23 protein-coding genes are annotated in these 20,508 nt (G+C 55.2%); 16 read left to right on the forward strand and 7 right to left on the reverse strand.

Annotated elements, in window-relative coordinates; all coding sequences use genetic code 11:
• Nucleotides 1-2: 2 nt before the first annotated feature.
• Nucleotides 3-968, reverse strand: coding sequence for a helix-turn-helix transcriptional regulator (locus tag ACFOTD_RS29840; RefSeq protein WP_378123611.1), 966 nt, complete (start codon nt 966-968; stop codon nt 3-5).
• A gap of 117 nt (nt 969-1,085) precedes the next feature.
• Between ACFOTD_RS29840 and ACFOTD_RS29845 the strand changes: the two genes are divergently transcribed.
• From ACFOTD_RS29845 to ACFOTD_RS29865, 5 genes are all read left to right on the forward strand, one after another.
• The gene (locus ACFOTD_RS29845; protein WP_378123652.1) at nt 1,086-1,508 is read left to right on the forward strand and encodes a DoxX family protein; all 423 of its coding nucleotides are present in this window, start codon (nt 1,086-1,088) and stop codon (nt 1,506-1,508) included.
• A gap of 108 nt (nt 1,509-1,616) precedes the next feature.
• On the forward strand, nt 1,617-2,096 hold the full coding sequence (locus tag ACFOTD_RS29850; RefSeq protein ID WP_378123612.1) for a GyrI-like domain-containing protein: 480 nt from the start codon (nt 1,617-1,619) through the stop codon (nt 2,094-2,096).
• Nucleotides 2,097-2,122: 26 nt separating this feature from the next.
• On the forward strand, nt 2,123-2,590 hold the full coding sequence (locus ACFOTD_RS29855) for a phage tail protein (RefSeq protein ID WP_378123613.1): 468 nt from the start codon (nt 2,123-2,125) through the stop codon (nt 2,588-2,590).
• A 177-nt stretch (nt 2,591-2,767) separates the two neighbouring features.
• Nucleotides 2,768-2,998 (forward strand): hypothetical protein, encoded by a 231-nt coding sequence (locus ACFOTD_RS29860; protein WP_378123614.1) that lies wholly within the window; start codon nt 2,768-2,770, stop codon nt 2,996-2,998.
• A 75-nt stretch (nt 2,999-3,073) separates the two neighbouring features.
• Nucleotides 3,074-4,711 (forward strand): M14 family metallopeptidase, encoded by a 1,638-nt coding sequence (locus ACFOTD_RS29865; RefSeq protein WP_378123615.1) that lies wholly within the window; start codon nt 3,074-3,076, stop codon nt 4,709-4,711.
• Nucleotides 4,712-4,740: 29 nt separating this feature from the next.
• On the opposite strand, the gene ACFOTD_RS29870 is transcribed toward ACFOTD_RS29865, so the two are convergent.
• Complete coding sequence (locus ACFOTD_RS29870) at nt 4,741-5,091, reverse strand: hypothetical protein (RefSeq protein WP_378123616.1); 351 nt, start codon at nt 5,089-5,091, stop codon at nt 4,741-4,743.
• A gap of 615 nt (nt 5,092-5,706) precedes the next feature.
• Here ACFOTD_RS29870 and ACFOTD_RS29875 point away from each other — a divergent pair.
• The 3 genes from ACFOTD_RS29875 (at nt 5,707) to ACFOTD_RS29885 (ending at nt 7,784) form a co-directional block, all read left to right on the forward strand.
• The gene (locus ACFOTD_RS29875) at nt 5,707-6,657 is read left to right on the forward strand and encodes a helix-turn-helix transcriptional regulator (protein ID WP_378123653.1); all 951 of its coding nucleotides are present in this window, start codon (nt 5,707-5,709) and stop codon (nt 6,655-6,657) included.
• Between the two features lie 64 nt (nt 6,658-6,721).
• Nucleotides 6,722-7,294 (forward strand): DinB family protein, encoded by a 573-nt coding sequence (locus ACFOTD_RS29880; protein ID WP_378123617.1) that lies wholly within the window; start codon nt 6,722-6,724, stop codon nt 7,292-7,294.
• A 10-nt stretch (nt 7,295-7,304) separates the two neighbouring features.
• Nucleotides 7,305-7,784 (forward strand): EVE domain-containing protein, encoded by a 480-nt coding sequence (locus ACFOTD_RS29885; RefSeq protein ID WP_378123654.1) that lies wholly within the window; start codon nt 7,305-7,307, stop codon nt 7,782-7,784.
• Between the two features lie 23 nt (nt 7,785-7,807).
• Here ACFOTD_RS29885 and ACFOTD_RS29890 read toward each other — a convergent pair whose 3' ends face one another.
• Nucleotides 7,808-8,779 carry a hypothetical protein gene (locus tag ACFOTD_RS29890; protein WP_378123618.1) on the reverse strand — a complete coding sequence of 324 codons (972 nt, stop codon included), beginning with the start codon at nt 8,777-8,779 and terminating at the stop codon, nt 7,808-7,810.
• Nucleotides 8,780-8,955: 176 nt separating this feature from the next.
• On the reverse strand, nt 8,956-9,582 hold the full coding sequence (locus tag ACFOTD_RS29895; RefSeq protein WP_378123619.1) for an FMN-dependent NADH-azoreductase: 627 nt from the start codon (nt 9,580-9,582) through the stop codon (nt 8,956-8,958).
• Between the two features lie 257 nt (nt 9,583-9,839).
• Between ACFOTD_RS29895 and ACFOTD_RS29900 the strand changes: the two genes are divergently transcribed.
• The 6 genes from ACFOTD_RS29900 to ACFOTD_RS29925 all read left to right on the forward strand — a co-directional run bounded on the left by ACFOTD_RS29900 (nt 9,840) and on the right by ACFOTD_RS29925 (nt 16,831).
• Nucleotides 9,840-10,166 (forward strand): hypothetical protein, encoded by a 327-nt coding sequence (locus tag ACFOTD_RS29900; RefSeq protein ID WP_378123620.1) that lies wholly within the window; start codon nt 9,840-9,842, stop codon nt 10,164-10,166.
• Nucleotides 10,167-10,416: 250 nt separating this feature from the next.
• Entirely contained in the window at nt 10,417-11,448 is a 1,032-nt protein-coding gene (locus ACFOTD_RS29905; RefSeq protein WP_378123621.1) for a LacI family DNA-binding transcriptional regulator, read from the forward strand.
• Nucleotides 11,449-11,646: 198 nt separating this feature from the next.
• The gene (locus ACFOTD_RS29910; protein ID WP_378123622.1) at nt 11,647-12,864 is read left to right on the forward strand and encodes a Gfo/Idh/MocA family protein; all 1,218 of its coding nucleotides are present in this window, start codon (nt 11,647-11,649) and stop codon (nt 12,862-12,864) included.
• 32 nt (nt 12,865-12,896) lie between these two features.
• On the forward strand, nt 12,897-14,837 hold the full coding sequence (locus ACFOTD_RS29915; protein ID WP_378123623.1) for an alpha/beta hydrolase family protein: 1,941 nt from the start codon (nt 12,897-12,899) through the stop codon (nt 14,835-14,837).
• A 47-nt stretch (nt 14,838-14,884) separates the two neighbouring features.
• Complete coding sequence (locus tag ACFOTD_RS29920) at nt 14,885-15,622, forward strand: glucosamine-6-phosphate deaminase (RefSeq protein WP_378123624.1); 738 nt, start codon at nt 14,885-14,887, stop codon at nt 15,620-15,622.
• 45 nt (nt 15,623-15,667) lie between these two features.
• Entirely contained in the window at nt 15,668-16,831 is a 1,164-nt protein-coding gene (locus ACFOTD_RS29925; protein WP_378123625.1) for an N-acetylglucosamine-6-phosphate deacetylase, read from the forward strand.
• Nucleotides 16,832-17,487: 656 nt separating this feature from the next.
• Here ACFOTD_RS29925 and ACFOTD_RS29930 read toward each other — a convergent pair.
• Nucleotides 17,488-18,225 (reverse strand): YheC/YheD family protein, encoded by a 738-nt coding sequence (locus tag ACFOTD_RS29930; RefSeq protein WP_378123626.1) that lies wholly within the window; start codon nt 18,223-18,225, stop codon nt 17,488-17,490.
• Nucleotides 18,226-18,331: 106 nt separating this feature from the next.
• Nucleotides 18,332-18,700, reverse strand: a complete 369-nt coding sequence (locus ACFOTD_RS29935) for a winged helix-turn-helix transcriptional regulator (protein ID WP_378123627.1) — start codon at nt 18,698-18,700, stop codon at nt 18,332-18,334.
• Nucleotides 18,701-18,848: 148 nt separating this feature from the next.
• On the opposite strand from ACFOTD_RS29935, the gene ACFOTD_RS29940 reads away from it, so the two are divergent.
• Nucleotides 18,849-19,577: an NAD(P)-dependent oxidoreductase gene (locus ACFOTD_RS29940; protein WP_378123628.1), complete on the forward strand. Its 729-nt coding sequence runs from the start codon at nt 18,849-18,851 to the stop codon at nt 19,575-19,577.
• A 21-nt stretch (nt 19,578-19,598) separates the two neighbouring features.
• A complete protein-coding gene (locus ACFOTD_RS29945; RefSeq protein ID WP_378123629.1) occupies nt 19,599-20,045 on the forward strand; it encodes a DUF2269 family protein in 447 nt (148 codons plus the stop codon).
• Between the two features lie 52 nt (nt 20,046-20,097).
• On the opposite strand, the gene ACFOTD_RS29950 is transcribed toward ACFOTD_RS29945, so the two are convergent.
• Entirely contained in the window at nt 20,098-20,496 is a 399-nt protein-coding gene (locus ACFOTD_RS29950) for a carboxymuconolactone decarboxylase family protein (protein WP_378123630.1), read from the reverse strand.
• Nucleotides 20,497-20,508 lie beyond the last annotated feature (12 nt).

Consider the following 20,508-nt stretch of genomic DNA (forward strand, 5'->3'; position numbering starts at 1 on the left):
CATTACTCGCTCCCCAACACCTTCATTCGGTCCCGCAATACTTCGACAACCTCATTCGGTATTTCCCTGACCTTGATATCTGCGCCTAAGAAAAGCAGCCAGTTCGTGATCTCGGCTAATTCACCCGGTTGATGAACATGAACGAACGCCTTTAAGATCGCCGTCGTTTGATAAGGATTCGTATAGGAGATCGTCATTTTTAAAGGATGGTACTTTTTAAATTGAGCGATCGACCTGGGACCAAGCTCGACGATCAGGTTGATGGCTTCTTCCTGCTTGCTTAGTTGTTCTGCCATTTTCTTCGCGCTTATTCTTTTTTTCTCGGGGTATGGTTTGACATCGGCGAGATTGTCGACCGGAATAATTCGCCGCTTCTCCTCCGCAAGGTCAAAACCTTCGATTTGCCAAGCGCTTTTTTCGCGATATAGCCGCATGAGATAGATGGCGTAAGACTTTACTTCCCTTCCTTCTTCGACGGAGATCGCCAAATAGCGGTCTGCAAGGAGGATCTGAATGAGCTGCTCTAACATCGGGTGGGGCAGGTCCGATAGATCGAGCAGGTCAGGATTGTGGGGATTGGTACCCTCGAAGAGCAGGATTCGATTTAACAGGACAAGATCGTCTTGCTGGTTTTGGGAAATGAGGCCGAGCAGCTTTTCCGCCAAAGAGTGGCGGCTCTTGAGATAAGGGAGCTGCAGGTTGCGCGTGGCCATGAAGGCGATAAATAGCGCTTTAATCTCGTTATCGGTGAAGCGGACCGTGGGCAGGACGGCGTTACTCATGACAAAATAGCCCCCGTCCCTCCCGACTTCGGCGACTAGCGGCATGCCCATCGCTTCGATTTCCCTGATGTCCCGGATTGCCGTCGAACGGGAGATGTCGAACTCCCGCATGATCTCCGAGATGGTGAAGTGAGCGCGGTTGTTGATGTACCGCATGATGACGTTAATCCGTTCTACTTTTTTCATAGGGACCTCTAAACAGTATCATATTTTGACATGATTAATCGTTATTATAAGCTCATCAAGAGAAAAAACAAATGACCAAACGAAAAAGGAGCTGGGACGATGGCAACAGGAATGGAAATGAGTCCGATCGCAGGAAACGAAAAGATCGCAAAGGCGGGATCCCGTCTTACCGGAAAAACGGCCGCATATTGGACCGTCACCGTCATTCTCGCATTCTCTATCGCCTTAAGCGGGATCGGGCAGTTGATGCGATATGGGGGCAATGTCGACCTGGTCACTGCTATCGGTTTTCCGTTGTATATCACGAACATTCTCGGGACGTGGAAATTGCTTGGCATCCTTGCGATTCTCATCCCGGGCTTCCCCCGGCTGAAGGAATGGGCGTATAGCGGTATCTTCTTCCTGATGTCGGGCGCGTCCTTATCGCATATGTTCGCTCATGATTACGGCGACGGCGGATTCCACGTGATCCTACCGCTGTTCTACGCCGCGCTTGCCATCGCTTCCTGGGCGCTTCGTCCGCAAAGCCGCAGATTGTAATAGGGCGCGACGTTAAACGGTATCGTATTTTGACATCGTTTATGGTTATGATTAATCTATCAAGCAAGCAGACAAGTCCATTCATTATTTAAAAAGGGAGCTGGAATCATGGCAACGTATACCTTTGAAGAAAAAGACAGCTTTATCGTGCTGGGGATCGGAACGGAACTGAAGAGCGATTACACGGATTATGTCGCCATGAACAAGGAGAAGGAGAACTTCTGGCGGTCCGTGGAGCAGGACGGAAGGCTCGACACGCTGAAGGCGATCGCCGCGAACGACTACATTTTTGCCGTCAACGAAGCGGTCAATCACAAGATGATGTACTACGCCGGGGTCATGACGGACTCGTCGGTACCGGAGGAGCACAGAGTGATTCAATTCCCTAAGGGACAATACCTTGTCGTTAAAGGCGAAGGGAAATCGCCCGACGAGCTCAGCAGCATGCTGACCGGCATTGCCTTCGGTCAAGCCCTGCCGGCAGCCGATAAATACGCCTATGTGGGGGGGCCCAATGCAACGGTCGAGATGGGGCAGCGGGACGGCCTGGTCTATGGCGAGATGTGGGTCCCGGTCGTACAAAAGTAAACGAGAACGACAGGAGGGAATAAGGAATGTCCACAATCGTTGACTTTAAAAACGTGTCTGCCGCCGGCCTGGAATCTTCGCCGGTCGCAGAGGCGCTAGCCGGTTTGCGCGCGAATGAATCCCGTTACTTCATGAACAAATACAAGCATGAATTCACGGTCGTGCCTGCCAGTGAAAGCCAAGAGACGCTAGATTATGTGGAACGCGTTTTAAAAGAAGAGCGCGGTATTGCGTTTGCGGCCCGACCGCTGGAAACGGCGCGTTTTCAAGTCGAAAATATCGATTGGGCCTTCGTCTTTTATGAAGACGGCCTGGGAGTCAACGTCTTGTATACGGTGGACGATCCGAAGAAGCGGGCCGTAGGGTTCAAGCTGTCCGAGGGAATGGAAGTGCCTAAGGAGCTGGAAGAGAAGAAGTTCAAATTCGCAAGGCAGAAGTCGAAGCTGGCCGGCACCATCCGTGGTTCGTTCTTCGTCATTAAAGGCGAATATTGAGGCAGCCAAGCAAGCAGCTCGAGTCAATCAAGTATGTATGGCGGCCACAAGGCCGCCATTTTTTTGATTCTTGATCCAGGCGGCGATTCGCGGACAGGCAAGCGCGCGATCCGCGAGCGGCAGCTTTCCGGGCGTGTGGCGGGACGTAAAACCTGCATATGTACAGGTATTTTTTAATTGTTCGCGGCGTTTAATGAAATACATGCAAATATGCAGGTAAATTTAAAAGCACAACCGGAAATCGGGCTGATGGAGGAAAATAACTGCGCTATTGCATCCTTTCTTCTCGAAAGGATTGAAATCGGCGAAAATGGATGTATATTTGCAGGCATTGCGGCAAATGAACGGCGCGGCGACGATAAGGCCGGATTATCGGAACGGCTGCGGGATGAGATTTCCAACTGTTAGGAGGGGATTAGCGATAGATGTCGAATACGTAGGATCAGATTTGCGTATTCGACATCATCGGCTTGGAGGAACAAAATGTCTTTCTTCATCCTGCGAGATATCCGCTTTAAAAAGTCCGTCCGAACTTTAATTGCCCTTGTTTTAACGGTCGCGGTCGTCTTATCCTCTGCTCGATTACCCGTACGAGCCGCCGTTCAATCGGCCAATCCGTCCTCCAATCAACCGATCGTCAATCCGCTGCAAGTGTATTCCTACACCCGCATGAGCGTCGATTTGCAGGCCCTGTCAGCGAGATATCCACAACTTATTACGCTTGATTCAGCGGGAAAAAGCGAATACGGCCGTTCGCTGTTCATGGTTGATGTCGGCCATGGCCCTGCCGTCATTATGCTTAATGGTTCCCATCATGCCCGCGAATGGATGACAACGATTACGCTGATGAAGCTGATCGAGGAGATGGCCGTTCAATACGAGAAAAACGGTACGGTCTCAGGCGGGATCCGTGCCCGCGACCTGCTGGACCGGGTCACGTTCCGCATCGTCCCGATGGTCAATCCCGACGGCGTGACGCTCCAGCAATCCGGCTTGAGCGCTTTTCCGGAAGCCGATCGCGCCAGTCTCATCTATATGAATAACGGCAGCAGAGACTTCAAGCGTTGGAAAGCGAATGCCAAAGGCATCGATCTGAACCGTCAATATCCGGCAAATTGGGGCGGAATCACGAACGCCGCCAAAAGGCCGAGCTTTATGAACTATAAAGGCGCTCAGCCGCTGCAAGCGAAAGAAGCGAAGGCCATGTACGATCTGGCGCTCGCGACCAAGCCGGAAATCTCGCTGGCTTACCATACTTCAGGCGAAATTTTATATTGGAATTTTCATACCGATCCGGCGAACTACAGCCGCGATTATAGCATGGCTTCCGCCTACGCGAAGCTGACGGGTTATTCGCTCGTAGCGCCTCAGCCCAATCCGTCCGGCGGCGGATTCACCGATTGGTTTATCCAGCAGTTCGGAAGACCCGCCCTGACCCCGGAGCTTGGGCGGGCTGCCGGTTCGACGCACGTTCCGCTGTCGGAATGGAACCGAATCTGGAAGCAGCATAAAGACACCCTATGGATGTTAGCCGAGAAAGGCTATGGCTTATGGATGAAACGGCAATCGGCTGCAAAATGGACCCAAGAGGTTCGACTGCTCGCCGATGAAAAAGGGTACCAGTTCCCTGAGCTCCGTGCGAAATCAGCGGGCGCCGTGTATAGGGGCAGCTACCAAACGCTGCGGCAGAAAGGCGATTGGCTGGAAATCTCCGCGCCGAACGGCCCCAGCTGGATCTCTGCCAGAGCGGTCATTGCAGGTCCGTTCGAGAAACCGGTTAACCTGGCCGTCAACCTGACGGAGCAAGCTGTCCATTATGAAACGCCGATTGCTGCGGAACCTTCCTCCGTCATGCTCCAAACCCAAACGGCCGTCGTTGTCGAACGTTGGAACGGCTGGCTCCTTGTCGCGGCCTTAGAGGGTACAGTCTGGGTCCGCGAGGCCGATTTGCCGCTGGATGCCCTGACGACGATCGTGAAGGAGGAAGCGCCGGAAGAAATGCCGGAAGAAACGCCGGAAGAAACGCCGGAAGAAACGGAGACCCCGCCCAATGACACGACGATATCTGGCGAAGGGGATGCGGGCAGCGGGGATGCTCCTGCGGACGCTGGCGCTCCATAAGGCCAGGCGAACACCTCTAAATGGTTTTTTTAAAAATCACTATAGTTCACAAAAACAAAATCATCATCTGTTAATACACGATCTTCTAACAGAAGCTGCATAAGGTTGCGGAGGGTGTCTTCTAATGCCTCAGTTAACGATTGCCCATTACCTAACCCGGCTTCCGGGTAACCATCGATGGCATTCTTAATTCGTAAATTTGTTATTCCCATAAACCAACGATTAGCGGATTCGTAGATTCTTACTCGAAACCTTCCTGTAGGCACATCTAGTTGCGTTACCACATACTCGGCAACTAATTTTTCTATCTTGGCGATACCTTCGACCTTTAATCGTGTCCAGTCAGTATCTCGCATTTTTTCACCTGGTTCCCTTATCAAGTTCACTGCACCTGGCTTCGGGGTGTTTTCTGTAGGACAGAATAAATTCATAAAAAATATATAGATGCAAATATAATAGAGCTCCAAAGAACCCGTATTGATAAAATGAAATAAAAGCGCTCCACGGGCTAAAATAGGGCAAGGTTTTTAAAACAATAAGGAAATATAGGGTTATAAAAAGAAAGCCGGCAATCAGGTACAAAATGATTTTGAATAAGTACCTTAGAATTCGGTTTTTAGGGCTAAAATGTAAAGCGATCTTTTTTTCAATAATGAAAGAGAAAAGGCCGCCCATGATTAAAATGGAAGGAAAAGTATAGAGCCAATATACAATAAAGACCAGAATGTAATGGTTTCCTTCTAAAATGGCGAGAGCAATGCTGCAAATCATTGAAGACACAAGACTGAGCATAAAATGCCTGCTAACCTCATTTTCAACGTAAAAAAAGCTGCTGTCCCTTTCCATGCTCATTCCATCACATCCCCTGGAACGCGAGATTACAGCTTATAAATGGATATAAATAACTTATCCAACCACGGCTCCTTGAATCAGTTAGGGTTTTTGCCGATAAATCCGATTATTCATAGCAAGTGAGGGAAGGGAAGTGGACGGATATCAACAAAACCGAGCGAATGCTGGCCATCGTCATTGAGCTGCAGCGTAAAGGGGTCCTGCGCGCCGAGGACTTGGCCGGCCGGTTCGAGACGAGCGTCCGCACGATTTACCGCGACATGCAGGCGCTTAGCGAGATGGGCGTTCCCGTGGCAGGCGCCCCTGGCGTAGGCTACTCCCTGATGGAGGGATACTTCCTCCCTCCGGTAAGCTTCACGGCCGAGGAAGCGATGGCGCTGCTCGTCGGGGCGGACTTCGTCGAGCTGAGGCTGGATACGGAGTACGGATCGAGCGCTCGCAGTTCGCAGGAGAAGATCGAGGCCATTTTACCGGAAAGCGTACGCGAGGAAACGGCCCGGCTGCGGTCGGCGATCCGGCTGTTGAACGATAGAGCGGGGAGAACGCGCGGGGAGGAGAAGGAGACGTTCGAGCTGCTGCGCCGGGCGATCGTACAGAAGCGTAAGATTCGTTTCCGCTATTCCAAGAACCTGCCGGACATGGACGGAAACCGTCACAGCGAGCGTACCGCCGACCCTTACGGGCTCGTATTTTCCCAGGGCGCGTGGCTGCTTGTCGCGTTCTGCGGTCTGAGGCGAGAAGTTCGCCACTTTCGGCTGTCCCGCATGAATGAACTCGTCGTACTGGATGAATCGTTTGAAGTTCTTCCCGGCTTTAACCTTCAGGACCGAAGGCCCGCGGACGACCGGAACGTCATCGTGCGGATGCTGGTCGATCCGGCTGTCGCGGACCTGGTGCAGGGAGCGGATAATTTCTATATGGAATCGTTCGAGCCGGGAGGAGAGGGTGGCTGGCTGGCGACGTTCCGCGTCCGGCGAGTCGAGGAGCTGCTCCAGTGGACGCTTGGCTGGGGCGCGGCCGTGCGCGTGCTGGAGCCGGAATCGCTGCGGGATCGCATGCGCGCGGAAATCGAAAACATGCGAAAAAGGTACTGACAAGGTTGTGTCAGGAGCGTTGTCGTATGCTTGAGCCATCCCAGTTCAAGGAGTGGTTCCAGTAATGAATACGAAGGAAACGTTGCGCGAATTCGAAGAGACAGTGAACGGTTATATTCAGGAATTAGAGGGCTTCAGCCTGGAGCAGCTGCTATGGAAGCCTGCAGAAGAGGCGTGGTCGCTTGGTCAGATGCATATGCATCTGATCCGCTCCGCGCAGTTTATGCATTTGCGGAATGTAGCGCTGTGTCTCTCGCCAGGTGCAGAAACGGAGGGTTCTCCAGCAGGCAAGTCGGAGCAGGGGGAGGCATTGTTCAGGGCGGGAAGCTTTCCGCCGGAGCGCATTCAGGTTCCCCCGTCGCCGCAGTACACGCCGCCCCAGCCGGAGAGCAAGGAACAAATCGTAGACGGGCTGCGCGATACGGTTCGTCGAATGGCCGAGATCGAGTCGGCAGTGGCAGCGGCATTTGATCCGAACAAGGATAAGACACTTGCGCTCGTGCAAAATACGGTTATTCATCCGCGGCTTGGCGGCTTAAATGCGCTCGAGTGGTTCCAATTGATCGAGATGCATTATCGTCATCATCTGCTGCAGAAGAAGCGTCTGGACGACGCTTGGAGGGAAGCGTATGTATGAGGCCTTGCAAATGACCGCCGCGTTCCCGGGCGAGGGGGATGCCGGCGCGGTGCGCGTGCGACCGCGCTATTGGATCGGCGTCGTCTCGGCGTCGCACGTGCAGCGCGGCGTTCAGGGCGGCTTTGCCCAGATGTGCCACGGCAAAGCCGCGCCGCTGCGCAGGATGCGGCCGGGGGACTGGCTGGTGTACTACTCTCCTCGCACCGAGATGGGAGGCGGAGAACCGCTGCAGGCGTTCACCGCCATCGGCCGGGTAGCGGACGATCGCGTATACGAGTATGCGATGTCCGCCACGTTCGTGCCTTTTCGCCGGAACATCGACTACGTTGCCTGCCGGGAAGCGCGGATCGCGGACCTGCTCGACCGGCTTAGCTTCACCAGCGGCAAGCAGAATTGGGGTTACCCGTTCCGCACCGGCCAATTCGAGATCGCGCGCGAGGACTTCTTCATCATTGCTGAAGCGATGCAAGCGACCGTTAACGTTCAATAAAGCCCGAGTACGTTAAAGTCACCTCAAAGCCGCACGATTCTGCGATAAAAGGTATAATCGCCGCCGATATCGGCTTTATAGTCCGTCTCTGCCGATTCTCCCATATAGGAAGGCCGGTAATAAGTCGCGGTCGGCAAATAGCCGATCGCCATTCCCGTGCCTCCGCAGATCATACTTCCGCCGTCGCCGCCCTTTAAGAAGCAAGCGTCGTCCACCACCTCGTATTTGTAAGGATCGTAGGCGATGTGGATACCGAACTCGTTAGGCAGCTCCAGGTCGTGCGGCGCGCCTTTCCGCTCCGGAGCCTGGAAATGCTTAAGGTGCATGTCGTAATCGAAGCTGTCCCCGAAGCGCCACAAGGTCCGGGAGCCGCCGCCGCACAAGTATTCCCACTCGTCCTCCGTCGGCAGGGAAAAGCCCTGCGACTGAAGGCTTTGCAGCAATTCCTCGTAGCTCACCGGCGCGTACGTCGACAAGACCGTGACGCCTTCCGCCGACCGCTCAAGCCGCAACCGCTTATCGATCGTGAGCCTGTTCGTGGAAGTGCTCTCGAAGTTGTCGATGGCCGCTTTCCATCTTTCGACTACTGCGCTGTCGCCTGGCGATGCCTTCGTCCAGCCGATCTCCCGCAGCTTGCGCTCTGCCAGCATCGGCGGCACCGTCACCGTGCGAACCGGCGACATGAGGCTTCCGATCCACGCCTCGCCGTCCTCGATATCGAACTCGCCCAGCGTCTCGTCTATATCCTGCTGCGTCGCCTCATCGAAGCCGTCGGCGAACGAATTCCATCCCAGCGTCACCGTATCGCCTGGAACAAATACAAACTCGCTCCCGTCCAGCGAATAAATGGCCGTATCCGTGCCTCTGTCGAACCGCTCGAAACGGGCAAACGCCTTCAGCTCAAGGCCTGGATGCCTCTCCGCCAGCGAAGCCAGCAGCGCCTGCCGCTCCCGTTCCGGCAGCTTCGTATATATTTCCCGATATAGCTCATTCATGTCGGTCGCTCCTTCCGACGAGCGGTTTTTTAAGTACCTTTTCTTTTGTACCCCATTCGTTTATTTCGGCGGTTTAATGCGATTTCCTGCACGGCTTAACGGACATAAAAAACGCAAAGAAACCAACGCCGGCCAAAAGCCTGCGTTGGTTTCTTTGTCTTAGTGGAATGGATTGCTTAGAAGCTGCTCGCCAGCTTCGTTGCTTGCGCGATGCTGTCTTCGATGATTTGCTGCGAGCGGTCCTGGAATTGGTTGTGGCCTTCGGCGATAACTGTCGTGACGTCCGTGACGCCCCAGAAAGCAAGCGTGTTCTTCACGTAGTTGACCGACATTTCGAGCTGTGCCATCGGGCCTTCGGAGTAAACGCCGCCGCGGGCGTTCAGAATGACGACCTTCTTGTCGCCGGCCAGGCCAACAGGGCCTTCTGCCGTATATTTGAATGTTTTACCTGCTTGGCCCAGGTAGAACAGATAAGTCAGGAGCTGTGCCGGAATCGTGAAGTTCCAGAGCGGAAAAGCAAAGACGATCTTGTCGGCGGCCAGAAATTGATCCAAGTAGCCGTTCGCGAGATCGGCCAGCTTCTTCTCTTCAGCCGTTGCCTCGATTCCTTGCGCCGCCTTGTACAGTCCCGTCATCATGTCATTGTCGTAATAAGGGAGTTCCGCAGCGAACAGATCGAGTACGGTGATCGTGTCGTTAGGATTGTTTTCCTTATACGATTCGAAAAAAGCATTGTATAACTTCACGCTGACCGCTTGCTCGGAAGGGCGGTTATTGGCCTTGACGAACAGTACGTTTGCCATGGGGAATTGCCTCCTATGATGTGTGATCTGTCAGTGCTTAATAATAGCACAGTATACTAAAAAGTAAAGCATCTTACGATATTATAGTCTAATTTGGCATTTTAAGGCGGCGATGGCGGGAGGTGGGCGATCATGAATGGCCGTCTCATCCCGACCTACCCGGACAATCGCACTTTTTTTTCTTGTCCACATCTATCCCTGACCGAAAGGATTTACTTGCATTTAATGAACAGTATCCATTAAGGGAGGTTTTGCGCATGGGAAATCGCAAGCCGCAAGCCGGTTACGACCTCGTTCAGATCCACAACTCGACTCCGTTTAATGCGTCCGGGAAGGTTGAATATGCATCCTTTCTTTGCAGCGACGACAGCTATTCCGTTCAACGCGACGAGACTTGGAGAGCCTCCAGCCGCGGCGCCTGTTTGTTGACGAAGATCACCGCAACGGTCAGAACGCCGAGCGGCAATATCGAAGCGGAGCCCTATACGTCCTCCGGCACATCCTACAGCAACTTTGCCATCATCCAGGTAGGGCCCAACCAGTTCCAGGTGACGCGCGTCGTAAGCTCCAGAAAACGCAGGTGAATGTCCCAAGCGGGGCCTGATCAAACATAAGCGCCAACCACAAAGAGACGACAGGCCAATGTTAAAAGGCTGTCGTCTTTTTTAACGCTCAGGCGGCCGCGATGACACTCTTCAATGCGCCATTCCGGATATAGAGAGTGGCTGGCGACGGTCGCCAAACCCTTCCCCGTCACGCTTCCTCACGCTGTGGGACTATGCTATATTTAGGCTATGCCGCCAAGGTAAATTCACCAGGTTGAAGAGGTTCCCCATGTCAAAGTCTGTGACGGTTCACGACATCGCCAAATTGGCCAACGTATCGTCGGCTACGGTATCCCGGGTGCTCAGCAACAGCGATTATCCGGTTAGCGAGAAGCTCAGAACCCGGATTCTCAAGATTGCCGAGGAAGTCAACTACGTTCCGAATTTGCTCGGCAAGCAATTGAAAAAGAATTCGACGATGACCATCGGCATCATTATTCCGTCGATTATTAATCCGTTCTACTCTTCCGTCGTGTTCGGCGTGGAGGAAGTGGCCAGGCAAGAGGGATTCACGGTATTTGCCTGCAATTCTCTGCAGGATCCGGAGCTGGAGGACGAGTACATACAGACCATGATGGAAAAGCAGGTCAAAGGGGTCATTATCTCCTCCATCACCACAAATAAAGAGAAGCTGAAGCGATTAATCGAAATGAACGTAAATGTCATTGCGATCGATCAGAAATTGGACGAGGAAGGCCTATCGCAAATCGAGTTCGATCATCACAAGGGGGGGTTCCTGGCGGCCAAATACTTGCAAGGCAAAGGGCACACCCGCATCGGTTATGTGACGACCAAGCTCAATCGCCCCAGCCGAAAAGGGATCTGCCGCGGCTACACGGATGCGATGAAGGAAGCGGGTCTTGAGCCGTTCGTGGAGGAATACCGCACCGACGAGCCTTTTAATCCGATCTTCGAATTCGAGACGGGCAGGGAGCTTGCCCGGCGAATGATGGATGCGGATCAACCGCCGACCGCGATCTTCGCTTGCAACGACCTTCTGGCATTCGGCGTCATTCATGAGCTCAGGGCTCGGGGACTGCAGGTGCCGTCCGACGTATCGGTCATGGGATTCGACGGGATTGACGTGGGGCAGATGATCCATCCTCCGTTAACGACCATTAAGCAACCCGATTACGAAATGGGCAAGATGGCTTGCAGGATGCTGGTCGACATGACGATGGGCAAGGATAAGCCGATGTTCAACGTGACTCTTCAACCCAAGCTGCTCGAGCGGCAATCGGTCCGTGATTTGAATGGCTAACACTGAATCTTATTGTGTTATCCAAAAAGTAATCGATTACCTATATTAAGAATATAAAAGCGGTAAAAGCAGCTTTATAATCGTAATTTTATTGGATATATAGAATAAAAGTTGAATTGCAAACACTTTCATGTTACGCTCACGATAGATATCGATTACTTTTTGTTAAAGGCTAATCAGTAAGGAGATGTTCGGAGCGTGAAAAAGTATGTCATTGCAGGAGCCGGCGCCAGATCCTTGCATATGTTCGCCAAGCCGATGGCATCGGAGTGGTCGGATCGAATCAAGCTTGCCGGCGTCTACGACAAGAACCCGGTGCGCGCGGCGCTGCTAAGCGAGGCGTGCGGCCACATCCCGGTTTACCGAACGTTCCAGGACATGCTGGCGCAGACGAGGCCCGACGTCGTGTTGGTTGCCACGGCCGACCATACCCACCACACCTACATTATCGAGGCGTTGCGGGCCGGCTGCGACGTCATCTCCGAGAAGCCGATGACGATCGACGAAGACAAGTGCCAGGCTATTCTGCAGGCAGAGAAGGACAGCGGAAGGAAAGTAACCGTCACGTTCAATTTGCGATTCTCGCCGTACTTCGCCCAGGTGAAGCAGCTGATCGCGGACGGCGCGATCGGGGACGTCCACCATATGCAGCTGGAATGGTTTCTGGACCGCCGGCACGGAGCGGATTACTTCCGGCGCTGGCACTCCGAGATGAAGAACAGCGGCGGACTGCTCGTTCACAAGTCGACGCATCACTTCGATATCGCGAACTGGTGGATCGACAGCGCGCCCGCCGAAGTGCATGCATTCGGGAGCCGGCGCGTATATGGAGACCGCCGCGCCAATAAAGGCGAGCGCTGCCTGACCTGCGATTTTCAGCAGAGCTGCGAATTCTACCTGGACGCCGAGCAGGATCCGTTCCTCAAGCAATATTATTTACAGGCGGAGCAGGAGGACAGCTATATCCGGGACCGCTGCGTGTTCGACGATCGGATCGACATTTACGACAACATGTCCGTGAACGTGAGGTACGACAGCGGCGTCTTGCTCACGTACTCCTTGATCGCATACAGCCCGTACGAAGGCTGGCGGGCGTCGATCAACGGCAGCCAAGGACGTCTGGAACTGGCGAACGTCTACAGCAACGCAGATATGTCGCCCGGCGACAGCAATTGGATTAAATTAATCAGAAACGACGGCACCGTCGAGAACATCGAAGTCCGCGTTTCGGCGGAAGGCCACGGAGGCGGCGATGCCAAGCTTCGCCAAGCGCTGTTCGAAGGCAATCTGGCCGACCCGCTCGGCCAGCAAGCCGGAAGCTTGGCGGGAGCCGAATCGTTGCTGATCGGGGCGCTCGCCAATCGCTCCATCGCGGAAGGCCGCTCGCTTCCCTTTCCTAGTCCCGAAGACTGGTGAGATGACAACTGAAGCCAAGGAGGCAGGCTCCCATGCTTTTGCCGCAAGCGCTTGAGCGCACGATATTTACGCTTTACGATACGCAGGATCAATTGAAGCGCCACGTGTATGAGCGGGCGGACCGGGCGTTTGCCCGAGGGGACCGGGAGCGAGACCGAATCTCGACCGCAAGCGCCTTGCGCGAACGGCAGCTTGCGATGAAGACGGCGTTTATTCATGCGATCGGGGGAATTCCGGACCGGGAAGCGGAGATGAATGCCGTAATCGTCGGGCAGGTTCGGGAAGAGGGCTACCGCATCGAAAATATCGTCTACGAACCGCTGCCGGGTTATCGCGTCACGTCTAATCTGTATTTGCCTGCGCAAGCGGAACCCGCCTCGCCCAGCCCGGTCGTGCTCTTCTTGTCCGGCCATGAGCCTGAAGGCAGGCATAGCGACTATTATCACCGGGTTATTTTACGATTCGTGGAAGAGGGGCTGGCCGTGTTCGCCTTTGACCCCCCGGGACAAGGAGAACGCGTCGGGGAAGCGCTGGACGACGCCGGCGACCGCATATGGGGCACGGGGGAGCATCAACGGATCGGAGTCCGGTGTTATCCGTTCGGAGAGAGCATTGCCCGATACTTCGTCATGGATGCTATTAGAGCGATCGATTATCTGGAGACGCGTCCGGAGCTGGATACCGCCCGCCTTGGCGTGACCGGCAATTCGGGAGGCGGAACCCAGACCGCGATGATGATGCTCTGCGACGAACGTATCAGCGCCGCGGCGCCGGCTACGTTCATCATGGACCGGCAGAGCTATATGTACGCCGGAGGCGTGCAAGATGCGGAGCAAGTCTGGCCCGGCCTGACGGAGGCGGGGTTCGATCACGAAGACTTGCTGCTGGCCTTCGCGCCGAAGCCGCTGCTTGTGCTTGCCGCCGAATATGACTTTTTCCCGATCGAGGGCACAAGGCGGACCGTGACGAGATCCCGGCGCTATTGGGAGATGCTCGGCAAGGAAGCCGATTTTGAATGCTACGTCGAACCGTCGCTGCACCGCTATACGGACGGCATGGCGAAGAAGGCCGCGGCTTTTTTTGCGCAACGGCTGCTTGCGCATCCGCGGGATTCGGCCGGGCATGCGTTGCCCGCGGTGCCGACCGACAAGCTGTGGTGTACGAAGCAGGGCCGAATGACGTCCGAATGGCCGCAAGCGTTGACTTTGTCCGATATTGTGCAAAGGCGTTACGAGAGGTTCCGCTCGAACAACCCCGGGCGGCCGTCGGATGCGCTTGCGCCTGACGGAGAGCAATGGCTGCGCGATCAGGTTTATGCCGGCCGTGCGCCGTGCCCGTTCAATACCAGGCATATGCGCATGGCGGATACCGACGGTCTATCGACGGCGTATTGGATGTGGTGGTCGCAGAGCGGCGTGATGAACAGCGCGCTCTGGTTCGGCGGCGCCCGGGAGGCGGACGACCGTCCGGCCGAAGTCGTAATGGCGGCGTGGGCGGGCGGCACGAATTGCCTAAGTCGGCATTGGCCCTGGATTCTGGAGCAATGCGCAGCCGGAAGAAGTGTCGTGGTGCTGAACGCTTCCGGCGTCGGTCCGCACGAACCGGCCCCGGTGTACGGTCAACCGGTACGGGAGATGTTCGGGATGCTGCACAAGCTGGCGGACGAGTTAATCTGGCTTGGGGACAGCCTCGCAGCCTTGCGGACATACGATACGATCCGATGTGCGGAATGGATAACAAGCGTCGCAGGAAATGCCAGCCTTTCGGTTTATGCCCCGGGCAACGCCTGGTTGTCGGCCCGCCTCGCGGCGCTGTTGTGCGATCGGATCGGGCAAGTCTACTCGGATACCGAATACGCGCGATTAGCGGATTGGTTCCTGTCGGCGGGCGAACCGAACGAGGATTGGATGAGCGCCGTCTTTCCAGGCTTATTGCAATATGTCGACATCGCCGGTCCAACGACAAGGGAATAGGGCACCGCGGGATGGCTAAATTCGGAATGGAAGGGAATGGGGAACGAATGAACTTGAAAATATCGGATACGCCCGATCAATCGGGGCTGGCGGCGGCGATCGAGGCGGAGCGAATTTTGCAGGATACATTGGCCAAGCAAAATGAGGCACGACTGTTGTTATCGACGGGCGCGTCGCAGTTTGAATTTCTGAAGCATCTTATAACCAGGAACGTCGATTGGAGCCGGGTCGAAATGTTCCATCTGGACGAGTACATCGGCTTGCCGGAGGCGCACCCTGCGAGCTTCCGCAAATATCTGAAGGAACGGTTCCTGCAGGATGTGAAGGTGAAGCGCGCGTATCTGGTAGACGGGGAGGGATCGGTCCCGGAAGTGTTGCAGTCGCTGAAGGAAGAGATTGCCCGGGCACCGATCGATCTGGCCTTGATCGGCATCGGCGAGAACGGTCATATCGCTTTTAACGACCCGCCTGCGGACTTTGACATCGAGGAACCGTATATGGCGGTCGATCTGAACGACTCCTGCAAGGATCAGCAGGTTAGAGAGGGCTGGTTCGCATCGCGCGACGAGGTACCGAAGCAGGCGATCACGATGACGGTGAAGCAGATTATGAAAAGCCGCCATATTCTCTCGGTCGTTCCGCATGGGGTCAAAGCGGAGGCCATTCGCAACACCATGCTGAAGGGCGTGGATCCGCAGTTTCCTTCGACGATTCTGAAGACGCATTCCCATTGGCAATTGTATCTGGACCAAGCATCGGCATCCTTGATCTATCAGCTTCGTTAAGGACTGTCGGGCATCGCGCAATCGTCCGGACAGGAGGGGGAAGGCATGATGTGGAAAGGTAGAGACGCGGTAACGGGACAGGCGGTGGAAGTGACGGTCTCGCAAGAGCGGATCGTTGACGTCAGAAGCGCGGCCGAGCCGCAAACAGGCGCCGAAGACCTGCCCTGGATCAGCGCCGGCTGGATCGATCTGCAAGTGAACGGATTCGGGGGATACGATCTCAACGGGGAGATGCTGACGCCCGAAGATCTGGAGGGCGTCGTTCGCGCGCTGCACCCGAAGGGGGTCTCCGCCTTCTTGCCGACGATTATTACGGGACCGATCGAACAGATGCGGCGCGCGTTCGGGACGATCGCGGGTTACGTAAGAGAGGGGCGCTTCGGCAGCCGTTCGATTGTCGGCATTCATATGGAAGGTCCTTATTTATCGGGTGAGGACGGGAGCCGCGGCGCTCATCCTGCGGCGCATATCCGCGATCCGGATTGGGACGAATTCCAGCGTCTGCAGGAGACGGCCGAAGGCTTGATACGGATGGTCACGATCGCGCCGGAACGCAAGGGAGCGATTCCGTTCATTCGACGCCTCTCGGACGCGGGCGTCGTGGTTGCCATCGGGCATACCCGAGCCGGCGCCGAACAACTGGAGGAAGCCGTGCAAGCGGGAGCCCGCGTGTCGACGCATCTGGGCAACGGCTCGGAACCGATGCTGCCCCGGCATCCCAATTATATCTGGCAGCAGCTGGCGGACGACCGGCTATGGGCGACGTTCATCCCGGACGGCCACCATCTTGCGCCTCCGGTGCTCAAGGCGATGCTGCGGGTCAAGCGGGACAAGGCGCTGTTCGTCAGCGACAGCGTTCGCTTCGGCGGCATGGCGCCGGGCGCCTACAGCAGCCCGATCGGCGGACAGGTCGTGCTGCAGGCGAACGGGCTGCTGCATACGGCAGCCAATCCGAACATCCTGGCCGGCTCCGCCTCCTCGCTGGCGGATGGAATCGCCAATGCCGTGCGATTCACGGATCTGTCCCTGGCCGAGGCCGTGCAAGCCGTAACGATACGGCCGGCAAGGGTGATGGGATTCGAGGCGCTGGGCGCGCTCCGGCCCGGCATGCGGGCCGATCTGACGCTCTTCCGCTACGAACCCGGCGGAGCGGTCGACGTCACGGAGACGGTAGCGGCGGGAGAGTCCGTGTATCGACAGTTAGCATGACAGACTGCGTGCGGACCGAAGAAATAAATGCAAAATCGGTTCCTCCTCAGGAACACCCAGGCGCCTCATGCGCAAGGCTGACCGGATTTGTTCCTCCTCAGGAACACCAAAGCGCCTCATACGCAAGGCTAGCCGGACTTGTTCCTACTTAGGAACACCAAGGAGCCTCATACGCAAGGCCGTCCGAATTTGTTCCTAATTAGGAACACCCAGGCGCCTCATGCGCAAGGCCGGCCGGACTTGTTCCTGCTTAGGAACACCCAGGCGCCTCATGCGCAAGGCCGGCCGGACTTGTTCCTACTTAGGAACACCAAGGAGCCTCATACGCAAGGCCGTCCGAATTTGTTCCTAATTAGGAACACCCAGGCGCCTCATGCGCAAGGCCGGCCGGACTTGTTCCTGCTTAGGAACACCCCGGCGCCTCATGCGCAAGGCTGGCCGGACCTGTTCCTGCTTAGGAACACCCCGGCGCCTCATGCGCAAGGCCGGCCGGACTTGTTTCTGCTTAGGAACACCCAGGCGCCTCATGCGCAAGGCTGGCTGGATTGTTTTTGCAGTTGCCGCAGTAGAGCGTGACATGGGGGCAAAGACCAACAAGTTGGAAATGCGCTCGGATGAGCAAACAAGGGTTATCCCCCTGACGTTTTTCTTAAACGTTAATGCTTTTTATATCGCAATATTCTGCGATACATCGAAGCATCCTTCAAGCGCCTGAAAGGCCGCAAGTCCGGCCGATAATTGCCTTCGATAATCCATAACCGGCGCCTCTTGTCGATGCCGATATCGAATCCGACCTGTCTAAGCTTGGGGTAACGCTCCCCCAAACGTTTGGCAGCCAGTCGTGCGAGCCGTTCCACTCTACCAAGCATGCTCCGGTCGCCGATCCGGGCTAACTTTAGCGCCTCAAGCACCGGAAGGGTGCGGCTCGTCACATTCGTGACCAGATATCCTCGCGCCGCCACTTTTGCATACGAACCGGTCGCGTCCCAAGCGGATGCGGATGTTGCCCCTCTTTTTCGCTGGACCATGACCCGAATGTCGAACGGCTTGCGCTGAATTCGAGCAAGCTGCAGACGCCTCTGAACGATATAGCCGCGACCTTTGCTTTCTTTGCGGAGCCATTTGAGCACCTTGGCGGTGTCTCTCAGGGTGATCGCATTTTTTTCGTTTTGAATGCGATAGGCGGTTGCGCCGTTCCGCGTAATGAACAGAATACCCCTTCCGAAACTCCCGTCCCGAGGCTTCAGCACGACGCTCCGATGTTGAAGCAGCATCTCGGATAAAGCATTCTTCCCGTTCCGCTTAAGCAACCGCGTTTCCGGCAGTCGTCCGGCGAGCGAGGGCGCATGGCGGAGGATGCGATATTGCAGCCACTTGTCCCTTCTGATCGACATTGGCATCACATGCCTTTCAGTCGTCTACGGTAACTACTCTAAGCCAAATCAGCGGTCGGCATAAGCGGCGATTCGCCCATATTTTAGCGGGCAATTACCGGAACATCTACACCGAATGTGCGGTGATTGGGGAAGCTGGCTTCAGGTTCAAACGATTATGGTTTTCTCCCCAGGCGCACATCGTTTCCAAAACCGGGACCATCGTTTTTCCATATTCACTCAGCGTGTATTCCACTTTTGGAGGAACCGAGGGGTAAATCGTCCGCGTCACCAATCTGTCGGCTTCAAGCTCCCGCAAATGCTGCGCCAGCATTTTCTGGGTCACTTCGGGAATCAGCTTCTCCAGCTCGCTGAATCGTCTGGTTTCTTCTAACAAGTGCCACAAGATCAAGGGCTTCCACTTTCCGCCCAACAGATGCATCACCGTTTCAATGGGACATTTCCGCTCTGCCGCAGTCTCAGCGTTCGCTTCCATCCTAACCCTCCTCCGCCATGCTTACTTTGAAGTAAGTGCCCTACAAAAAAGTGGGTTCTTACCAAGATTTTATGTCTCATGGTAGGCTTGAGTCAATTCAGCGAGACAGAATGTGAAAAATGAATTGGTGAAAGAAGGGAATGAGACGATGAAGATCATTGTATTCGGCGCAACGGGGAATACGGGGAAAAGAGTGCTTGCTCAAGGCGTTCGAATGGGGCATGAGATGACCGCTTTCGTACGCAATCCGGAAAAGCTGTATGAGCAGCAAGGCACGCAGTCCGCTAAGCAAGTAAAGGTAATTGCGCAGGATATTATGGATCCGGACAGCGTCTTTGCGGCGCTGGCGCGTCAGGATGTCGCCGTTATCGCTGCCGGTCATGCAGGTCAGGGAGAAGAATTCGTTGCGATCGTCGGCAACATCGTCAGCCAGTGCGAGCGTCAGCCTCTCTTTTCCGGACGCGTATGGATGATGGGAGGCGCCGGGCTGCTCGATATCCCGCATACCGGTCTTACCGGCAACGAGCTGCCGGGCTTTCCGCCGGCCTTCCAATACCACAACCGGAACTTGGATCGTCTGCGGCAGACCGGACTGGATTGGTCCGTGATGTGTCCGGGAACGATGGTCGAAGCCAAGCCCGACTCCTCGCCGATTCATTTGCATTTCACCACGGATGCCTTGCCCTTGCCGTTTCCCGATACGATACAGGCGCTCTCCGAGAACGAGCTGGCGGGTCACTTGTTCAGCCGTCTTCAGGAGCTGGATGTTTCCTATGAGGATGTCGCGGATTGCATGCTCACCCACGTGGATCTTGCGGGTCCGTATAAAGGAAAAAGGGTGGGTCTCGCCTATCGGGAAGAGAAGCCGGCTCGCTAATCGAGGAAAGGGGTTGATCGCATGTTCGCCTTGCTGCTTGTATTGCATATTTTCAGCGCGGTTGCGGTAATCGGTTCGGCCTTTTTTGTGCCGATCATCCGCAGATCGGCTAAAACCGCCGCGCAGCTTCGCTTTTATTTTGATATGACGACCAAGGTGGCCTGGATTTCCAAGATTGGCGCCGCATTGCTCGTGATCACCGGCATTTGGCTTATGGTTAACGCCAAGGCGGGGTTTACTCAAATGTGGCTAAATCTCTCCATCCTTTTATCGCTGGTACTCGTTGTCGCGATAGGAGGATTTATTGAACCGCTTGTGCAACGGATCAAAGTCGCATCCAAAAGCCAGAGTCATGAATTATCCGCCGATATCAGGTTAGCCATGCGCAAACTGGCGCCCCTGGAAACGACTGCGCAGCTGTTAACGCTGGCCGTAACCGTGCTGATGGTCGTTAAGCCGATGTTTTAAAGAAGTACGATATCCCGCCGCTTTCGCAGAAAAAAAGGATGGCGCCTAGGCGTCATCCTTTTCCTTCTTCGTATGTAATTCCCTGCTCTTCGAACACCTTCATGACCACGAACATGGCATCCAGCGTCTTGGGAAAGCCCGCATAAGACACGCAGTGCATAACGGCCTCTACGATCTCGTTGGGCGTAAGTCCGACATTGAGCGCCCCTTTGATATGGAAGTCGAGCTGCGTAGCCGCGCCCGATGCGATCATAGCCGCTATGGTAAGCAGGCTCTTTTGCTTTAAATCCAACCCTGGCCGGGCATACAGCGAGCCGTAAGGGAACTCGACGATTAGTTTGGCCATGCTGGGGCTGAATTGCTCCATTCGTTTAACCGTGGCGTTCAGCGTATCTTCGCTGACCATCCGCTGCAGCACTTCGATGCCTTTATCGTAGCGATTCGTTTCCATGTACATCCTCCG

Origin of the sequence: Cohnella sp. GCM10012308, from assembly GCF_042649185.1 — a bacterium.
Taxonomy (GTDB): Bacteria; Bacillota; Bacilli; order Paenibacillales; family Paenibacillaceae; genus Cohnella.

Bases quoted from the DNA above. Each gene is read 5' to 3' on its own strand.
- ACFOTD_RS29840 (WP_378123611.1), bottom strand. From the start codon at position 968: ATGAAAAAAGTAGAACGGATTAACGTCATCATGCGGTACATCAACAAC.
- ACFOTD_RS29845 (WP_378123652.1), top strand. From the start codon at position 1,086: ATGAGTCCGATCGCAGGAAACGAAAAGATCGCAAAGGCGGGATCCCGT.
- ACFOTD_RS29850 (WP_378123612.1), top strand. From the start codon at position 1,617: ATGGCAACGTATACCTTTGAAGAAAAAGACAGCTTTATCGTGCTGGGG.
- ACFOTD_RS29855 (WP_378123613.1), top strand. From the start codon at position 2,123: ATGTCCACAATCGTTGACTTTAAAAACGTGTCTGCCGCCGGCCTGGAA.
- ACFOTD_RS29865 (WP_378123615.1), top strand. From the start codon at position 3,074: ATGTCTTTCTTCATCCTGCGAGATATCCGCTTTAAAAAGTCCGTCCGA.
- ACFOTD_RS29880 (WP_378123617.1), top strand. From the start codon at position 6,722: ATGAATACGAAGGAAACGTTGCGCGAATTCGAAGAGACAGTGAACGGT.
- ACFOTD_RS29885 (WP_378123654.1), top strand. From the start codon at position 7,305: ATGACCGCCGCGTTCCCGGGCGAGGGGGATGCCGGCGCGGTGCGCGTG.
- ACFOTD_RS29890 (WP_378123618.1), bottom strand. From the start codon at position 8,779: ATGAATGAGCTATATCGGGAAATATATACGAAGCTGCCGGAACGGGAG.
- ACFOTD_RS29895 (WP_378123619.1), bottom strand. From the start codon at position 9,582: ATGGCAAACGTACTGTTCGTCAAGGCCAATAACCGCCCTTCCGAGCAA.
- ACFOTD_RS29900 (WP_378123620.1), top strand. From the start codon at position 9,840: ATGGGAAATCGCAAGCCGCAAGCCGGTTACGACCTCGTTCAGATCCAC.
- ACFOTD_RS29905 (WP_378123621.1), top strand. From the start codon at position 10,417: ATGTCAAAGTCTGTGACGGTTCACGACATCGCCAAATTGGCCAACGTA.
- ACFOTD_RS29915 (WP_378123623.1), top strand. From the start codon at position 12,897: ATGCTTTTGCCGCAAGCGCTTGAGCGCACGATATTTACGCTTTACGAT.
- ACFOTD_RS29920 (WP_378123624.1), top strand. From the start codon at position 14,885: ATGAACTTGAAAATATCGGATACGCCCGATCAATCGGGGCTGGCGGCG.
- ACFOTD_RS29925 (WP_378123625.1), top strand. From the start codon at position 15,668: ATGATGTGGAAAGGTAGAGACGCGGTAACGGGACAGGCGGTGGAAGTG.
- ACFOTD_RS29930 (WP_378123626.1), bottom strand. From the start codon at position 18,225: ATGTCGATCAGAAGGGACAAGTGGCTGCAATATCGCATCCTCCGCCAT.
- ACFOTD_RS29935 (WP_378123627.1), bottom strand. From the start codon at position 18,700: ATGGAAGCGAACGCTGAGACTGCGGCAGAGCGGAAATGTCCCATTGAA.
- ACFOTD_RS29940 (WP_378123628.1), top strand. From the start codon at position 18,849: ATGAAGATCATTGTATTCGGCGCAACGGGGAATACGGGGAAAAGAGTG.
- ACFOTD_RS29945 (WP_378123629.1), top strand. From the start codon at position 19,599: ATGTTCGCCTTGCTGCTTGTATTGCATATTTTCAGCGCGGTTGCGGTA.
- ACFOTD_RS29950 (WP_378123630.1), bottom strand. From the start codon at position 20,496: ATGGAAACGAATCGCTACGATAAAGGCATCGAAGTGCTGCAGCGGATG.